At 36.9% G+C, this 17,191-nt stretch carries 14 protein-coding genes and 4 pseudogenes; 14 read left to right on the plus strand and 4 right to left on the minus strand.

The genetic code is table 11. The features are described from left to right. The first annotated feature begins 59 nt into the window (after window positions 1-59). Entirely contained in the window at window positions 60-1,862 is a 1,803-nt protein-coding gene (locus tag ACIFUW_RS14335) for an exonuclease domain-containing protein (RefSeq protein WP_010729753.1), read from the plus strand. A 58-nt stretch (window positions 1,863-1,920) separates the two neighbouring features. Here ACIFUW_RS14335 and ACIFUW_RS14340 read toward each other — a convergent pair whose 3' ends face one another. Together ACIFUW_RS14340 and ACIFUW_RS14345 are read right to left on the minus strand one after the other, a co-directional pair. Next, complete coding sequence (locus tag ACIFUW_RS14340) at window positions 1,921-2,829, minus strand: IS982-like element ISEfm1 family transposase (RefSeq protein WP_010729754.1); 909 nt, start codon at window positions 2,827-2,829, stop codon at window positions 1,921-1,923. A gap of 100 nt (window positions 2,830-2,929) precedes the next feature. After that, on the minus strand, window positions 2,930-4,225 hold the full coding sequence (locus ACIFUW_RS14345; RefSeq protein ID WP_002297218.1) for an ISL3-like element ISEfa11 family transposase: 1,296 nt from the start codon (window positions 4,223-4,225) through the stop codon (window positions 2,930-2,932). A gap of 281 nt (window positions 4,226-4,506) precedes the next feature. Here ACIFUW_RS14345 and ACIFUW_RS14350 point away from each other — a divergent pair, with 281 nt between their 5' ends. The 5 genes and pseudogenes from ACIFUW_RS14350 to ACIFUW_RS14370 all read left to right on the plus strand — a co-directional run bounded on the left by ACIFUW_RS14350 (window position 4,507) and on the right by ACIFUW_RS14370 (window position 6,525). Beyond that, a complete protein-coding gene (locus ACIFUW_RS14350) occupies window positions 4,507-4,629 on the plus strand; it encodes a hypothetical protein (RefSeq protein ID WP_228780300.1) in 123 nt (40 codons plus the stop codon). Further along, entirely contained in the window at window positions 4,602-4,733 is a 132-nt protein-coding gene (locus ACIFUW_RS14355) for a hypothetical protein (RefSeq protein WP_002348863.1), read from the plus strand. The genes ACIFUW_RS14350 and ACIFUW_RS14355 overlap by 28 nt, the downstream gene beginning before the upstream one ends. A 167-nt stretch (window positions 4,734-4,900) precedes the next feature. Continuing rightward, a complete protein-coding gene (locus tag ACIFUW_RS14360) occupies window positions 4,901-5,860 on the plus strand; it encodes an IS30 family transposase (RefSeq protein ID WP_002301399.1) in 960 nt (319 codons plus the stop codon). Between the two features lie 117 nt (window positions 5,861-5,977). Beyond that, the gene (locus ACIFUW_RS14365; RefSeq protein ID WP_224459554.1) at window positions 5,978-6,130 is read left to right on the plus strand and encodes a hypothetical protein; all 153 of its coding nucleotides are present in this window, start codon (window positions 5,978-5,980) and stop codon (window positions 6,128-6,130) included. Between the two features lie 206 nt (window positions 6,131-6,336). Continuing rightward, a pseudogene (locus ACIFUW_RS14370) lies at window positions 6,337-6,525 on the plus strand (hypothetical protein). Between the two features lie 711 nt (window positions 6,526-7,236). Here ACIFUW_RS14370 and ACIFUW_RS14375 read toward each other — a convergent pair. Then, complete coding sequence (locus tag ACIFUW_RS14375; protein ID WP_002313084.1) at window positions 7,237-7,842, minus strand: recombinase family protein; 606 nt, start codon at window positions 7,840-7,842, stop codon at window positions 7,237-7,239. 181 nt (window positions 7,843-8,023) lie between these two features. Between ACIFUW_RS14375 and ACIFUW_RS14380 the strand changes: the two are divergent. The 8 genes and pseudogenes from ACIFUW_RS14380 to scrK all read left to right on the plus strand — a co-directional run. Continuing rightward, window positions 8,024-8,359: pseudogene (locus tag ACIFUW_RS14380) on the plus strand (Tn3 family transposase); the annotation flags it as partial. Window positions 8,360-8,592: 233 nt separating this feature from the next. After that, window positions 8,593-8,751, plus strand: a pseudogene (locus tag ACIFUW_RS14385) (transposase); the annotation flags it as partial. 125 nt (window positions 8,752-8,876) lie between these two features. Then, window positions 8,877-9,848, plus strand: coding sequence for a LacI family DNA-binding transcriptional regulator (locus ACIFUW_RS14390; protein WP_010729506.1), 972 nt, complete (start codon window positions 8,877-8,879; stop codon window positions 9,846-9,848). A gap of 139 nt (window positions 9,849-9,987) precedes the next feature. Further along, the gene (locus ACIFUW_RS14395; RefSeq protein WP_002313081.1) at window positions 9,988-11,301 is read left to right on the plus strand and encodes an ABC transporter substrate-binding protein; all 1,314 of its coding nucleotides are present in this window, start codon (window positions 9,988-9,990) and stop codon (window positions 11,299-11,301) included. A 42-nt stretch (window positions 11,302-11,343) separates the two neighbouring features. Beyond that, window positions 11,344-12,210 carry a carbohydrate ABC transporter permease gene (locus ACIFUW_RS14400; RefSeq protein ID WP_002322555.1) on the plus strand — a complete coding sequence of 289 codons (867 nt, stop codon included), beginning with the start codon at window positions 11,344-11,346 and terminating at the stop codon, window positions 12,208-12,210. Then, window positions 12,207-13,055 (plus strand): carbohydrate ABC transporter permease, encoded by an 849-nt coding sequence (locus tag ACIFUW_RS14405; RefSeq protein ID WP_002313079.1) that lies wholly within the window; start codon window positions 12,207-12,209, stop codon window positions 13,053-13,055. Before ACIFUW_RS14400 ends, ACIFUW_RS14405 begins: the two co-directional genes overlap by 4 nt. A gap of 13 nt (window positions 13,056-13,068) precedes the next feature. Next, on the plus strand, window positions 13,069-14,541 hold the full coding sequence (locus tag ACIFUW_RS14410) for a glycoside hydrolase family 32 protein (protein WP_016629104.1): 1,473 nt from the start codon (window positions 13,069-13,071) through the stop codon (window positions 14,539-14,541). A gap of 16 nt (window positions 14,542-14,557) precedes the next feature. Beyond that, window positions 14,558-15,430, plus strand: coding sequence for a fructokinase ScrK (gene scrK, locus ACIFUW_RS14415; RefSeq protein WP_002340504.1), 873 nt, complete (start codon window positions 14,558-14,560; stop codon window positions 15,428-15,430). 234 nt (window positions 15,431-15,664) lie between these two features. Here the strand turns inward: scrK and ACIFUW_RS14420 are convergent. Beyond that, window positions 15,665-17,046, minus strand: a pseudogene (locus tag ACIFUW_RS14420) (IS3 family transposase). Between the last annotated feature and the right edge of the window lie 145 nt (window positions 17,047-17,191).

Below are 17,191 nucleotides of genomic sequence, written 5' to 3' on the forward strand. Positions count from 1 at the left end.
ATAAGAAAAAGGCATCGTAAAAGTGATTCTGGATAAAATTAATGGGGGAGGAAATAATAGTGGGATTATTTGATTTTCTAAAGAAAAAACAAGGAAAGGTTAGTAAACACGTTGATTATCAACTGGCTTCTAGTCTATTTCGTACTGGTAAAGTTTTTGCTGAAAAATTGGAAGTGGACATATCAAATGTAGATGAGTTTCGTAAAACTTTTATCGCTTTTGATGTGGAAACAACTGGCCTAAATTCTTCTTCAGATAGAATTGTAGAGATTGGTGCGGTGCTATTTAAAGAAGGAGTTCCAATTCAATCATTCGGAACTCTTGTCAATCCAAAAGTTAGAATTGCAGCCTCAGCTTCGGCAATAAATAATATAACTAATGAAATGCTAAACTCTGCTCCAAATGAGCAGGAAGTTTACCCCCAGTTGGTAGAATTTTTAGGAGATGCACTAGATGGAAAAATCACTATGTGTGCACACAATGCAAGTTTCGATTTTGGATTTTTAAGTAACACATTTTCTAGACTTGGGTATGATGCTAAAATTAAGTATGTTGATACTCTGAGTCTCTCTAGAAAACATATAAAAGGCATTGTAAATCATAAGCAAGAGACTGTAGCGGAATATTTCGGATTAATAAATGACACTGCCCATAGAGCGGAATCAGATGCAGATATATGCGGAAAGATTTTTTGGGGTGTTTTAGATATTATTGAGGAGTCGTTGGAAGAACAAAAAAAGCAAATAGAAAAGATGACTCCAGACATAAAAGAACTTGAAGCTTGTGCTTTTATTCAAGATATTATTGAGAAAAAAGGATGCGACACCAGTTGGATCAGGTATCGAAAAAACAGTAATAATTATGTCGATGTAACTTGTCTATATACATTCTTAAAGTTTAAGTTTGCTAAGAAGGGAAATTACATCATTATTAGAAAAGATGCTACAAATGGAATTGATTTACCTATAGAACCTTGTACTGTAAGTGAAGGCGGTACAACAAATGTGCGAGTCTATTTTCGTAGCCCCTTTGACTTAACGCCTCTTTCAAATTATATTTTCAGTGCTTATAGCGATTGTTATAATTCTATGAATGAATATATGAGTGTTAGTAATTACACTAAAAAAGAAGCAGAGCAAAGCCTTAGTATGCTGAAATCTATTTCAAAATCAGCGATGAAAGAGTTATTATTCGATGCAAAAAATCGTGGATATGATGAGACTGAAGTTAACCTAAATATTGAAAAAGTGATATCTAGAGAAGATGTAATTATTAACGGGTTGCATAATCGAGTTTCATTAAACAAGATACGAAATATAGGGAATTGGGAGAAAGGATTTGATGCAGGTTATCCATATTGGGAACGTGGAGAAACTGCTAGGAAAAATGGCAAAGTAGATGAAGCTATTGCACTTTTTGATAAAGCTCGATATAACGGCTATGATGCTCCTGCGCTATATGATTCTTATGCTAAAGCTTATCGAAAAATTAAGGATTACGATAATGAAATTCTCATTCTTGATGAAGGAATTATGCGTAAAACACGGCACGATGTTGGTACTTTAGAGGCTCGTAGGGATAAGGCAATTAAGCTATTATTTGCTAAACAAGAGGCAGAGCGGATAGCTAAGGAAAAATCTGATTTTCTAAAAGCGAACAAAAAAGAGGATGCGATTAGTGAGCCTAGCAAGAAGCGTGGAAGACAGATTATTCAAATGACTGATGATGGAACAATAATAAAAGAATTCGATACTATAGCTTCTGCTGTAAAAGAAGTTGGCGTTAACTCAAAAAGTATTAGGGATGCTGCAAATGGAGTTCAAAAACATGCTGGAGGATACTACTGGAAATACAAAGATTAGCAGATAATCTAAGATAACCTAGGATCTTCTTAATAGATACCCGTGGTGCTAGTTAATTTTAATATCCTAAAGAATATCTCAAAGTTCCTTCAAAACGTCGTTGTGCTCGACTTAATAGAACACTGTAAGCCAGTAATATGCTTTCAAATCTACTCTCTAGCCCTTTAACAGAACGTGAGTTGAAATTTTGACAACCTAATTTTTCTAAGGAAGAAAAAACAGTCCCAACTGTTTTTCTTTGTTTTCCAAGTAAGCTGTGGTCTAGTTTTTCTGATTTATCCATGTTTTTACGTGGCGGAATGGATATAGTAATGCCCATAAGGGCAAGCTTTTCATGGATTTTATGGCTAATATATCCTTTGTCCCCTAGGATATTGGGAAGATTCGCTTCTTCCGATAAAGTCTCTAACACTTTCACGTCATGGACACCTGGATTCGTGATTGAGTAAGTAATCGGAAAGCCAGTCTTAGTAACGATCATATGAATTTTAAGACCATAAAAATAAGATTTTTTTGTTGAGTTATAGCCAACTTTGGCTATTTGATTCAATAGTTTTGCTTGTCTATTTCTAACTGGTTTACATAATGGACTAGGAAAACTATCTATAATTCCGACTAGTTCACCTTTGGTGAGCTTCTTGATGAAAAAGTATCGAATAATCTTGATAGTGTAAGCTAAGTTTGAACTTAAGCGAGTGAATCGACTCCTACTAGGAAAGTCACCATTAGGAAATAAGACGGAACAAACCGCTCTATACGTGGCTCTTTGGCTAGTATAGCCATTAATTATGCCCCATATAACACAAGCAATAATCACTGTATCGCGTTGCTTCAGTTGATCAGTATTTCTTCGGTTTTTAATCTTATCTGGTACACAATTGTGGTATATGTTAGAAACAGTTCTCATAATTTCCTTGAATGTTATAAAAGTATCTGTATAATGTTCAGTATATTTTGATGAACGCATATGTAGTCCTCATTTCTTGGCTCTTTGTCAATAAGGACTGATGAGTTGTGCAAAATCAAATCTGAGTCAGAATGAACCACATTCTGGCTCAGATTTTTTGTTATCTTACATTGATTAATTGATTGATCAAAAAGATTCTAATTCTCATGTTCTCAAATGATTTAAATCCGTAGGATACTCGTTTCATTGTCTTTATGTGGGTATTCTTCGCTTCTATTTTTCCATTGGAATAAGGATAGATCATTGCGTTGGTGATGCCTTCTTCATAGGTCAGAAGGTTTTGAAGCTTTTCCCGAAAGCTGTCATCTAACGTTTCGGGAAGTTCTGCCAATAAGGAGAAAAATAAGTCAGGGTCTTTGTCTCGAAAGGCTTCAACTAATTCATGAAAAAAGGGATACGCCTCCTTTAGGGGCGGAGAAAACTCAAGCAATCGATCAATCATCATTGCTTCAGTAAGAAATGGGTATTTTGGTGCTCGGAAACTTTTCCATGTTTTGTATTCATAATGGTTGATGTTTGCACGATTTTTTAGCAAAAAGCGCCAGTTCTTTTTCAGTTTTTCTGCCTGGCTTTTCTGTCCGGCTTTACGAAGTTCATTCATTTCACGGATACGCAACTCATTGAACGCTTGATTCATGTGTTTGACAATATGAAACCGATCAATCACGACTTTCGCATTTGGCAGAACACGTTTGGTGAGCTGGAAGTAGGCGGCGTTCATGTCTGTCACCAAGAATTCTACTTCTTCTGGATTGGTACAACCTAAGAAATAGCTTGTTAATCGAGGTAATTTACGCGTAGGCAAAACATCTATTAATTTTCCTGTTTCGCCATCCGCGCAAATAAAGCTCATCTTATCTTCTATGGAAGCATGCGAACGAAATTCGTCAACCATCAATACTCTGGGGAGGATCTTCTTAGATTGCTTTGGTAAATAGCTTTTAAACTCTTTCAATGTACGAATAACGGTGGTCAAAGATACCTGACAGCTTTTCGCAATAAAAGATAAAGATACTTTTTCAGTCAGTAAAGAAGCAATTTTATATCTAACATGATTTGCGATTGAATGTCTGGGTTGGACAAAATAACTTTGAGCCGTCCAATGGGTGCGACAGTTTTTACAGGTATAGCGTTGCTTTTTTAGGCGCATAACCAAAGGCATATGATTGTATTGTTCAAAACGGACAATCGTTTCCTTTTTTCCATTTTTCACTATAATTGCTTTCCCGTTTCCATCTACCACAGTAGAACCACAACTTCTACAAGCACGAGGAGTAGGCGAGAGAACAGCATCGACGACCAACGTCTTTTTCTTCTGAAGGGTCTCGTAAGAGACCTCTGTAATCATCAAATCTTTCTCTGTTATTCTCAGCATTTTTTTGATAGAATCATTCATATAGCGTATCGTCCTCTCAGTTGTTTATTTTGTGGTGATTTAATCATACTAGAGAACGATATGTTTTTTAATACCTAAAATGAAAATGGGGCTGAAGAATCAATTCTGATTCATCAGTCCCATAAATTATAGAGCCCATTTCTTGGGAGTTTTGAGACTACTATATGCGTTTTTTTGTTGATTTACCAACATGTTTAGACATTTTCCTCTAGGAAAAAATTAACTAGCACCACGGGTTAAATCTATATTTTGATATACAAATTACAGCTTCAGATACTAAGTTGCATAAACCTTTTCCGGACCCCATACAAAAGGCAATTGATGAATTGGGCATAAAAAATAAGAAACGATTTATATTGGTGATTCATTATATGACATGCAAAGTGCGAAAGCTTGTGGGATAGCATTTGGTTTAGCTAAATGGGGAGCCAAAAATATAGAAAATTTTCAAAGTGTAGATATAATTATTGATTCTCCTCAAGAAATACTTGATTTGTTAGAAAAATAGACAAAGAGCGTGAGATAAGGATAGGGTCTCACGCTCTTTGTTTTTCGCCATTTAAAGATTGAAATTTTTGCCATCGCCGATTGTAAAATTAAGCTAGACAACTAAAAAAGTCATTTGTGCTACACTCAAAATAGTTCCGACCAAAGAATTATAAGGAGTGAGTACAAATGACCTATACCCATCTTACAACGGATGAACTTGTAATAATAGAGTCTTATTTCAAAATGAATCAATCTGTTGCTAAAACTGCCCATTGCTTGAATCGTTCAAGACAAACGATCCATAAAGTATATCTGTTCTTCAAGCAAGGAAAATCAGCCTTAGAATATTATCAACAGTATAAGAAAAACAAATCAAACTGTGGTAGACGTCCGCTTGTTTTACCCGAGGAACAATCAGAATATATTCAAAGAAAGGTTGTTCAAGGATGGACACCCGATGTGATTGTTGGTCGTGCAGCGTTTCCTATTAGTTGTTCTGCTCGTACCATTTATCGTATGTTCAAAAAGGGGCTATTTGATTCTTCTGACTTACCGATGAAAGGCAAGCGTAAACCGAATGGACATCAAGAAAGACGTGGAAAACAAACTTTCCGCCGCTCTATTCATGAACGTGAAAAGGATTATAGCCAATTCTCAAATGAGTTTGGTCACCTTGAAGGTGACACTATCGTAGGTCTGAAACATAAAAGTGCTGTAATTACCTTAGTTGAACGATTATCAAAAGTTATCATCACATTGAAACCGTGTGGTAGACAAGCGATTGATATTGAAAAAAAATTAAATCAATGGTTTGAATCTGTACCGAAAAACCTATTCAAATCCATCACTTTTGATTGTGGAAAGGAATTTTCAAATTGGAAACAGATCAGTAATGTCAATGATATTGCCATTTATTTCGCTGATCCAGGAACGCCGTCTCAAAGAGGCCTAAACGAGAATTCTAACGGATTGTTACGTAGAGATGGTTTATTGAAATCTATGGATTTCAATTCAGTAGATGAATTTTTTATTCAATCTGTCGCATCTAAACGAAATAATATTCCTAGAAAATCACTGGATTATCGAACACCTTTGGAAGTATTTTTGAGTTACGTAAGTATTGATGATCTGTCTAACTTAATTTGACAATTAAGACATTTAAAAAGAAAAGTGACAGATAGGAATAAAAACTTATTAAATGTAGTTATGATCTGTTATATTTCATTTCTAATACTAGGTCTTCCACAAGCAGTGTTTCCTGAAATGTTTTCTGGAGACTGGGGTATTGTCAGCTATTCTATATTAACATTGATTGCTATGGTTTTAGGTACTTCATTTTATAATGCTTTTGTAAGTAAGCATGTTGAGGAATATGAAGTATTAATGTACTTAAAAGAGAAAAAAACAAGTAATTAATATGAGAACACCACGCATAGTTTTTATTTTGAGATATTCTAGAATGAAACACATTAAGAACGAAAGCAAAGCAAAAGACGCCAGAACTTCTACTACCTTCTAAGTTTTTTCATATTTGTTTGTTATGCTATACATAGATCTGCATAATTAGACTTGCGCTGCCCGTTATTGAAGTTTCAGGCAGCGCTCTTTTTGGGGGATCGATAATGGAAGAAGAAAAAATATTTGAGAAACGCTGGCAGCTAGCATCAAGTGAACAAAGAGCAAGATACAATAATTTGATCACCTCCTACCCCACTGTTGACTAGACATATAAGGAAAAGAAATACTTACTTTGGCTGTGCCAGTTAGATATAGATACCTTTGAGATCCTAGATAAAATTAAACAGAATTGATCAGAAACAAGCGAAGCCTTCTCTCGGTTCGCTTGTTTTGCTATTTATTAGTTGGCTCAGGGCAACTCTAAGCTCGTTTGAAAGAAAACCGATGGATAATCCCCTTGTTTGTACCACTTTAGAATACATGGATGTACGTATTGCCATTGACTCCTATTAGTTACTGAAAAAAAATTTAAACAAGTTGAGTATTGCAGATAAATAGCTCCAGTGAGGTGAATAACTGCTCCACTCAAGGCAATAGATAGCTCCATCCAGGGCAACAAACTGCTCCACTTTCATATTTAATAGATGAATAACCTTCTGTATAATAGAAAGGCATACCTTTCGGTATGACAACTTATACAGAATGTTATTTTATTGGTTCACTATCGAAAAATTTTGGAGCTTTATTTTTCCGGTATTTCTCAACGAACGATTAGTTTAACTGTGGGAAGCTCCAGACATACGATTCGAGAAGTTACTTCTCGAGCAGACAGGAAGGGGGTGACTGAACTAACCGCTGATATGAGCGATACTTGGCTGTAGGAATATCTTTTTCCGGAAAAACAAACAACAGCACGAGGTTACCTTCCTGTAGACTGGGAATATGTTCATAAAGAACTAATGAAAAAGAATATGACATTGAAACTCCTTCATAGAGAATATGGGGTACATGGAACATAGAAACGAAAATGCACGGTAGAAAAGCGAATGAATATAGTATAAATTCTACAAATCATTCGCTTTCTTTATTTTATATATGGTTGGTCGAGAGAGACCATTTTCTTTGGCAATTTCTGCAACTGGAACTCCTTGATTTAACATGTCCACCACAGTTTTAAAGACTAATCGTTTTTGCGGATCTGTTGAGTTCTCAGAATATTCAATTGGTCGCCCCTTATATCGACCAGCTTTTTTGGCCAATAATACTCCTTGCCGCTGACGTTCACGGATTTTCTCACGTTCGTTTTGTGCAATATAACTTAGCAATGATAAAAACATATCGAACATAGCAGTATCTAGGAGTTCATTTCCAGTATTAAAATCTAAAAACTGTGCATCTAGTATTTTTAATGCTACTTTTTTCTGTTTCATAAAGGTAACTGTATTTTTTATGTCTTCATAATCTCTGCCTAGGCGATCCAGTGATGCAACAATGACACAATCACCTTCTCGGATATAATTTAGTAATTTTTGAAACTCAGGTCGCTGGATATCTTTACCACTGGCTTTTTCTTGGAATAATTTATCAATGTTAAGGTCTTCCATCATTGCCAATTGTCGATCTAAATTTTGATCTTGTGAAGACACTCTAATATATCCAATTTTTGCCATAAAAACTCCTTTTAAAAAATGATATAATTTACATGTAAAATTTACTTGTAGTTTTACTGTTATCATAGCATTTTTAAAAATAAATTTTAAGTCTACTTATAATTTACTTTGGAGGTTTTGAATGAATGAAATTAAGCGCAATAAAAATTCTTTTGGTGTTTATTTAGGAGAGCCTAGCTCGGAACAGTTAAATAAAGGTGAAGCTCGTCATGCTCTATGTCGAAATATATTTTATGGTAGAAAAGGCAAACTTTATCAAACTTATTACGACGGTATGGAGGAACAGCTCAACGCATTAGGATTAGTAACTAATGCTATCATATATTGGAATTCACTATATTTAGAAAAAGTCTTTGAACAAATTAAAACGGAAGGGTTCGACTGTTCCGAAGAAGTGTTACGCAAGCAATTTCCATTAATTAGTGATCACATTAATTTTGTTGGCAAATATAGTTTCCGCTATGAAAAAGAATTATCGAATGGAATACTACGTCCGTTAAATATAGAGAATTATTGAGAATGTTCGTCTTTTGGTTCCTACCGTGCATTTTCGCACGGATGTTCCAGATACTATTTTTGAATGTATAAAATTGAAAACACAAGAATACTAATAAATCAACGATTCTTGTGTTTTTAATTTTTCACTACCGTGCATTTTCGTTTCTATGTTCCATGTACCCCAATCTTGAAAAATTAATTAAAGACTTAGATAAAGCCATTGACGACTTAGTCGTGGTGCTACCGGAGTATCAATGTTTAACCAGTATCCCAGGTATTGGTCCTGTTTAGGCTGCTGGAATACTCGCTGAAATTGGTCCAATTGAACGTTTTTCTGATGAAATAAAATTGACAAAGTATGCCGGCCTATATTGGCGACAGAGTCAATCCGGTAAATCTGAATACGAAAATTTTTTTACGAAAAGCTTCACGTCTAATATCTATTTTAAAATAAAAATATTCCTGCTAATTTGGAATCGTTTCCTTCTTTTGGTATAATAATACCTGAAATTCTTTTGAGAGGAGTTGTTCGTGAAGTGAAAACTACTATGAAGGATGTTGCTGCGTTAGCAGGAGTTGGTGTGGGTACGGTATCTAGAGTAATAAATGGAGTAAAGGTGAAAGAGGTTACCAAAGAAAAAGTAATGGCTGCAATTAGTGAGCTTAATTATGAGCCTGATGAATATGCCAGAGGTATGAAAACGAATAGTAGCAATACAATAGCTCTTATTTTACCTACGATTTGGCATCCCTTCTTTTCCGAGTTTGCCTACTATGTAGAGGAAGCTCTCAGCCAAAAAAATTATAAGCTTTTTTTGTGTAATGCGAACGGCAGTGCGGAAAAAGAAAAAGAATATATCCAAATGGTCAAGCAGAGTAAAGTAGACGGAATTATAGGTATTACCTATTCAGACATTGATAAATATGTATCATCAAATTTACCATTTGTCAGTATAGACCGCCATTTTTCGGAACAGGTTTCTTATGTAACGGCAGATAATTATTTAGGTGGGCAAATTGCCGCTCAAGAACTACTTACTCGTAACTGTAAAAACTTGTGCTATGTTGGGGGTGTTTCACCTTACCCTAACGAAACAAACAATCGTAAAGCTGGTTTTTACAATATTTGTGAGGAAAATAAAATAGCTGTGAAGGTATTGGATATGCCTGAACCAATTAGCAATTTAGAGGAACAATTGCTCGCTTTTTTTTCGGATAATCCTGAAATTGATAGCATTTTTACCATCAATGATTTCATGGCTTTGGATGTGATAAAAGCCCAAAAAAAACTAGGGAAGGAAGCACCTAAGGATTTTCAAATTATTGGTTTTGATGGAGTCAAGCTATCGTTGCAAAAAGACTATTTACTATCAACGATTGTACAGCCGATAGAGGAAATGGCCAAGGTTTCAGTAGAAACACTCATGGCGATGATTTTAAATGAAGAACCGCCTAAGCGTGTGGTAGTACCGGTTTTCTTTCACGCTGGAGAGACGACTAAAGAGTAAAAAACCGGTTTATAACGATTTTTTTGAGATAGGTTGACAGAAAGTGATTTCAATGATATCTTAAAACCAATTAATTGGAAACGTTACCAATTAATTGAAAAATAAAACGGAAACGTTTCAAAAAATAGGAGGAACATCGATGAAAAAGAGAATGTTAGCAATTGCAGCAATTTTAGCATTAACAGCTGGAGGACTTGCAGGATGTGGCAGTAAGGAGAAAAGTTCAGGTAGCAGTGATCCAGGAGAAATTAAGATTTGGGTTCAGTTTTCTGATGAAACGCCTGAAGGAAAAGCTTGGGCAGAGATTGTGAACAATTTTAATGATGAATACGAGGGTGAATATAAAGCTGTTACTGAGTATATTCCTCGTAGCGGAAGCGGCGGTGGATATGAGGATAAAGTAAATGCTGCAATTACAACCAATACCCTTCCTGATGTTATTACGTTAGATGGACCGAATACTGCAGCTTATGCTCATTCAGGAGTCATTGCTCCATTAGATGATTATTTGAAAGATGCGGACATGGATGATGTATTAGACAGCATTATTCAGCAAGGAACCTACGATGGCAAAATGTATGCGTTTGGTTTCTCAGAGTCCAGTGTGGGTGTCTATTACAATAAGTCGCTGTTCAAAGATGCTGGAATTACAGAAGATCAATTGCCGACGTTAGAAGATCCTTGGACTTGGACGGAATTTCAAGCAATTTGCCAAAAGCTGACTGATAAATACAAAACGCCTGCAATTGATATGCAAATGGCGTCGGGAGACGAAATGCTGACCTACGCATATACACCATTTATATGGTCGAATGGCGGCGATGTCGTTAATGCTGATGGAACCAAAGCCGAAGACTATTTTAACGGTAAAAAATCCGTTGAAGCGTTGGAATTTATTCAAGAATTGGTTGAAAAAGGTTACACCACAATCAGTCCTATTGAAAAAGGATTTGAAACTGGCAAATATGCCATGATGCTGAGCGGTTCTTGGACAATGGCAGATTTAGAGGAAAACTATCAAGAGATTGATTATGGTATTTTGCCTTACCCCGTTTCAGATGCAACTGGGGAGTTAGTTTCACCAACCGGAAGCTGGCAGTTAGCAATGACTGAGAAAACAGAGAAAAAGGATGCTTCTGCGGCCTTTATTAAGTTTGCAACCAGTACAGAATCTAGTCGTATTATGAGTTTAGGGAACAGTGTTCTACCTATCAGAAATTCAACAGTTGATTTAATTAAAGATGAAGTGTCGGAAGGAATGCAGGTATTAATTAAGCAAAACCAACTTTCTGGACATGCCCGCCCAGTGGTTGTAGCTTATCCGCAAGTATCTAGAGCATTCCAACAAGCAGTTCAAGATATTAGCTACTTCGAGGAAAACCCAGATGTACAAAAAGTAGCAGATAGTCGCGCTGCTGAAATGCAACAGGCAATTGATACTTCACTAAAATAGAAGTTTCTAAAGGGGGCCAATCAAGTGTTAAAAAAACCGACAATGAAAGACAATTTGATAGGTTACGGCTTTCTAGCGCCAGCTTTGCTGCTGCTGACGATTTTTCTGATCATACCCGTAATCATGGTAATTTATTATGCCTTTACTGATTATTATTTGTTAACGCCAGATGCTAGACAATTTATCGGCTTAGAAAATTTTAAGCGACTGTTCGCTGATCCAATTTTTGTAAAAAGTATTTGGAACACGGCTAAATTTGTTGTTTGGATTATTCCGGTCCAAATAGGGGCAGCTTTAGGAATGGCACTTATTATCAACAAAAATCGTAAAGGAAATATCTTTTTTAAAGTAGCCTTTTTTGCGCCAGTCGTGATGTCCTTAGTCGTTATTTCGATTTTATGGTTGTACTTGTTAAATCCTAATGAAGGTCTGGTTAATACGCTATTTGCAAAGATTGGAATTGCTTCGCAGCCTTTTTTGACTAGTCCCAAACAAGCAATGTATACGCTTGTTTTCGTATCGGCATGGCAAGGTGCAGGATATCAGATGCTGCTGTTTTTAGGGGGAATGCAAAATATTCCGCAAGACGTTTATGAGGCAGCCGAAATTGATGGTTTTTCTAAGTTTCAGCAATTTCGCTATATCACCATGCCATTATTAAAGCCCACGGCGATTTTTATTTTACTTACCACATTGATTTCGGCCTTTAAACTAATCATTCAGCCAATGGTAATGACTCAAGGTGGACCAATGAATTCTACTATGACAATGGTTTATTACATTTACCAAACTGGATTTACAGACCGTATGGTAGGCTACTCCAGCTCCATTGCGTTAATCTTTACCACTATGATTGGTTTAATTACAATTGCTCAAAGAAAATTGGTAAAGGAGGATGATCCAGCATGACCAAGAAATTTGGACCGCTAATGATCGTAGAATATTGTTTGCTGTTCCTTTTAGCGGCATTATTCATTTTCCCGATGCTGTGGATGGTAGTTTCCTCTATGAAGCCTGAAGCAGATGTCTATCAAAATTTAGCTTCCTTCAAAGCTTTTTTACCTAGTTTGAATCCAGCTAATTGGTTTAAAACTTATCAAGAGGTTATTTCCCGGTTCAGTGTGGGAACTTATTTATTAAACAGTATTTTTTATGGTTTAACCTTTGCCTGTGGGTCAATCATTGTAAACTCTTTGGCGGGTTTTGCCTTTGCGAAGGTTAATTTTTCAGGCAAGAAAATTATCTTTGGAGCTTTGTTAGCTCTGCTGATTGTCCCGATGGAGACGGTTTTAATTCCGCAATTTACCATCGTTAATTCACTAGGCTTAGTGAATACTCGCTTGGCAGTGATTTTACCAGCGATGGCCAGCGCGTTTAATATCTATCTGTTTAGAAATTTCTTTATCGCGATTCCAGAAGAAATCATTGAATCAGCGAAATTAGATGGTGCAAATATTGTTAAAATTTTCTTTCACATCATGCTGCCAATGTCTAAACCAGCCATAGCCACAGTAGGTGTCTTATCCTTTATCTCCAGCTGGAATGATTATATTTGGCCGTTAATGGTCTTAACTGACAGCAGCAAATTTTCAATGCAAGTGGCAATTACTACGATCAATACTACACAGCCAGTTTATATCAATCAAGTGATGGCTGTTTTAACCATTGCAACGATTCCACTGATTATTGTTTATATCGTTGCACAAAAATATATTCTGCAGGGACTTGGCGGTTCTGGAACGGGTATAAAATAGGAGTGAATAGTGAATGTTGCAAAAACTTTTAAAGGCCAATGAGTTTATTGAGAAAAATGCTCAAACAGTCAATCAAGAATACCGGAATAAATTTCATTTGATGGCTCCGATTGGCTGGATGAATGATCCAAATGGTTTTGTTTATTATCAAGAGGAGTATCACTTGTTTTATCAATATTATCCTTACGACAGCATCTGGGGACCAATGCATTGGGGCCATGCTAAAAGCAAGGATCTAATTCACTGGGAGCATTTGCCAGTAGCACTGGCACCAGGTGAAAGCTATGACAAGGAAGGCTGTTTTTCCGGCAGTGCCATAGAAAAGGATGGCAAGCTGTATTTGATTTATACAGGACACAATGTTGTGGAAGGGCAAGTTCGACAAGTTCAGTGTTTGGCAGTTTCAGAAGATGGCATTCACTTTGAAAAATATGCCGGAAATCCAATCATCGCAGAAGATCACTTAGCTTCTGTTGCAACGACCGAAGATTTCCGCGATCCCAAAGTGTTTCAGCGAAAAGAAGACTATTTTACTGTAGTCGCTACTAAAACTGCAGATGCTCGTGGACAAATTGTGATGTTCCATTCCAAAGATTTACTAACTTGGGAGTTTTATTCCGTATTGCTGGAGGGAACTCCAGAACAAGGCATTGTATGGGAATGCCCAGACTTGTTTGAACTAGATGGCAAAGAAGTCTTGATTCTTTCTCCTATTCAAATGACTCCACAAGGCAATGCTTACCAAAATACGAACTCAACTGTTGCTTTCATCGGTACTGTCGATTGGCAAACAGGCAAATTTCTAGTAGAGAATTTTCATGAAATCGATGGCGGTTTAGATTTTTATGCACCCCAGACCTGTGAAAACGAAGCAGGCCAAAGAATAATGATTGCTTGGATGCAAATGTGGCAGCGTAAAATACCTACGAATGATCTGGGCCATGGTTGGTCAGGTTCCATGACCTTGCCTAGAGAGCTGAGGGTGGCTGATAATCAATTGTTGCAACGGCCAGTTTCATCAATTTATCAAGTAATTGATCCGCAGAAAAGGATTGAATGGGCGAAGACTGAAGAGAATCGCTTCTTACTGAAGGACTTAGTATATGACCAGCACTATTTACGCTTGGAAATCAATTTAAAACAGGCAACGAAACTAGAACTTCACTATGCGAAGGGACCCGACCATACATTACTGCTTAACTATGATGTTGAACGGGAGTGCTTTACTGCTTCCAGGGAACACATGCCGTATGATTTATCAGGAGCTGAAAAGGAAGTGTTGAAAAAGCGCAGTGTGACGATTCCTTTGGAAAATAATTGTCTAACCATCGAAATTTTCCGTGATACTTCAGCTATTGAGCTTTTTCTAAATGATCGTCTGACTATGAGTACAACTTTTTATGAGACAGAAAAAGGACAGGATTTTCTTTTGCTGGCAGACAGTGAAGTAACCTTTTCATTGGAAAGCGGCTTAATTAATCTATAGAAGGGAGAGCTCAGTGATGATTTATGGTTCAATCGAAGCAGGCGGCACAAAATTTGTGTGTGCCATTGGCGATGAAGAAATGACGATCAAGGAAAGAGTGAGCTTTCCGACAACGACACCTGAGGAAACAATACCTTTAGTCATTGACTTCTTCAAACAATACCAAGCAGATTTAGCAGGGATTGGGATTGGCTCATTTGGGCCTATCGATATCCATCGCGATTCCGCCACTTATGGGTACATTACCTCGACCCCGAAAGTGGCATGGCAAAATTTTGATTTCATCGGTACCATGAAAAAAGAATTTCCGATCCCGATTTCTTGGACAACAGATGTCAATGCGGCTGCCTATGGTGAGTATGTCTTCGGCAGTGGCAAAGGATTGAGCAGTGTCGTTTACTATACGATCGGTACGGGTGTTGGCGGCGGTGCCTTACAAGAAGGGCGCTTTATCGAAGGGTTTAGTCATCCAGAAATGGGGCATATGCTCGTCGTCCCTCATCCAAAAGATGACTTTGCTGGCAGCTGTCCATTTCATGGCAACTGTTTAGAAGGGATGGCCGCTGGACCCGCCATCGAAAAACGCTTAGGGAAAAAAGGACAAGAGGTTGCAGAAGATGATCCTTATTGGGAAATCGAAGCCTCCTATATTGCTCAATGTGCCTACAATACAACCTTGATGTTTTCTCCAGATGTGATCATTTTTGGCGGTGGTGTGATGAAACAACGCCATATGCTGCAAAACGTCCACGACGCATTTGCAAAATTGGTCAATGGGTATGTCGAAACACCTGAGTTAAGCAAATATATCGTGACCCCAGCATTAGAAGACAACGCTGGAACGCTCGGTTGTTTGGCATTGGCTCGAGAAGCGGTCTTACATTCATAAACGAAAAAAGGCTCTTCGACATTTAGTGTTGGTAGAGAAAGATACAACTGAAAATTTAGTCATAACCAGTTAGGCAGAGTGCTTAACTGGTTTTTGTTTTACTTGGAAGATCAAGCCTTGAATGAGATAAATTCTTGCTCGAAAGTTATGGAAATTTCGATAGCCGTAGGCCACTTGTATTGTGCAATAGTTTTTTACAAAAAAAAGGGGGTGCGGATATTTTTTTGGACCTTTTTAACAAATATATCTTTGCTTCTTCCGATATTGAAGAGGGCTTAGCCCTCCTAAAGATAACTTAATTCGTTGATTATTATACCAATGAATATAATCATCCAATTTGTTTATAAACTGATTGATTGTTGTATTCTTCCAGTCACGTTGATAAAACATCTCGTTTTTTAATCGTCCAAAGAAACCTTCGCACGCTGAATTATCTGGTGAATAACCCTTTTTAGACATAGAGTGAAGCAAGTTGGCTTTGTTCCAATAGTCCAACTAACAATAGCACCATCGTAACAATCGACAAGTGGTGATAAGTAGATTTTCCCTGCGGGAATTCTAAATTCAGTAATATCTGTTAACCATTTTTCATTTGGCTTCTTTGCTTTAAAATTCCGATTTAATAAATTGGGGTGTGCAGGAGAAATTTCCCCAGCATACGAAGAATACTTTTTTCGTCTAGAAAATTTAACAAATAGATTTTCCTCAGTCATCAATCTACGTACAACTTTTTCAGAAAGCTTTTTACCCATATTTTTTAAAGCTTGGTGAATTCTACGGTAACCATACGCACAGAAGTTATGATTGAAAATCGTGATAATTAATTGACGTTCTTTGTAATACTTATCTGGTTTCTCAAGTGCTTGTTTTTGATAAAAATAGCTGCTTTTAGGCAACTGGAGCTGTTGAAGAAGCTCTTTCAAGGTGAACTGATTTCGTAAGGCATCAATCAATATCGTTTTTTCTTGATTTGATAGACAAAGAAGATTGACGCCTTTTTCTTTTTTTAGCAGTTCAGCCGCTCCTTCGAGTAATGTTTTTTCGAGCTGTAATTGGTGTACTTGTTTTTGTAAGTCTTCTACTTCCTTTAAAAGTAGCTCTTTTTGTTTTTCCTGATTTTTTAAAGTCATACGCAATGGAAAATCCTTTCCAAGAACCGTGTTTTTCCATTGATATAGAGTAACTCTACTAATTCCTTCAGATTCTGCTAAATTTTTCCTATTAGTTTGCGGTTTATAGAATTTTTTCAACACAGCTTCTTTTTGATCTTGTGTTAACTTTACCGCACTTTTTCGGAGTTTTCTAGCTCCTGGTGCAAGTTCTTCACACCGCTGCCGCAAGGACTCTCTATTAGGATAACCAAGCATGCGAATGGTTCGTGCATAACATTGACCATATTCAAAATAATGATTCACCGCTATTCGTTTTTGTTCTTCAGAATACTTTGATTTTTTTCGGTGCTCCTGATGGAGCTCTCCGGATTCCAAATACTCTTTATACCATTTCCGTAGTGCACCAATCGACGGATACCCTAATTCTCGAATGGTTGCAGCATAAGAGCAATCGTATTTTAAAAATAACTGAATTGCCCTTACACGCTCTTTGTGGGAAAACACACGGACATTCCTCCTAAGTTTATTTTTTCGTCCAGGATTATGTCCGCACCCCCTTGCTTTCTGATGACTTATTCTGGTTCTTTGAGTGTCAATGCATAGATGTGATGTAGCTAGTTAGAAAAAAATTTTGAATACTCTTTTTTTC

This window comes from Enterococcus sp. PLH-Efm8 (assembly GCF_053011625.1).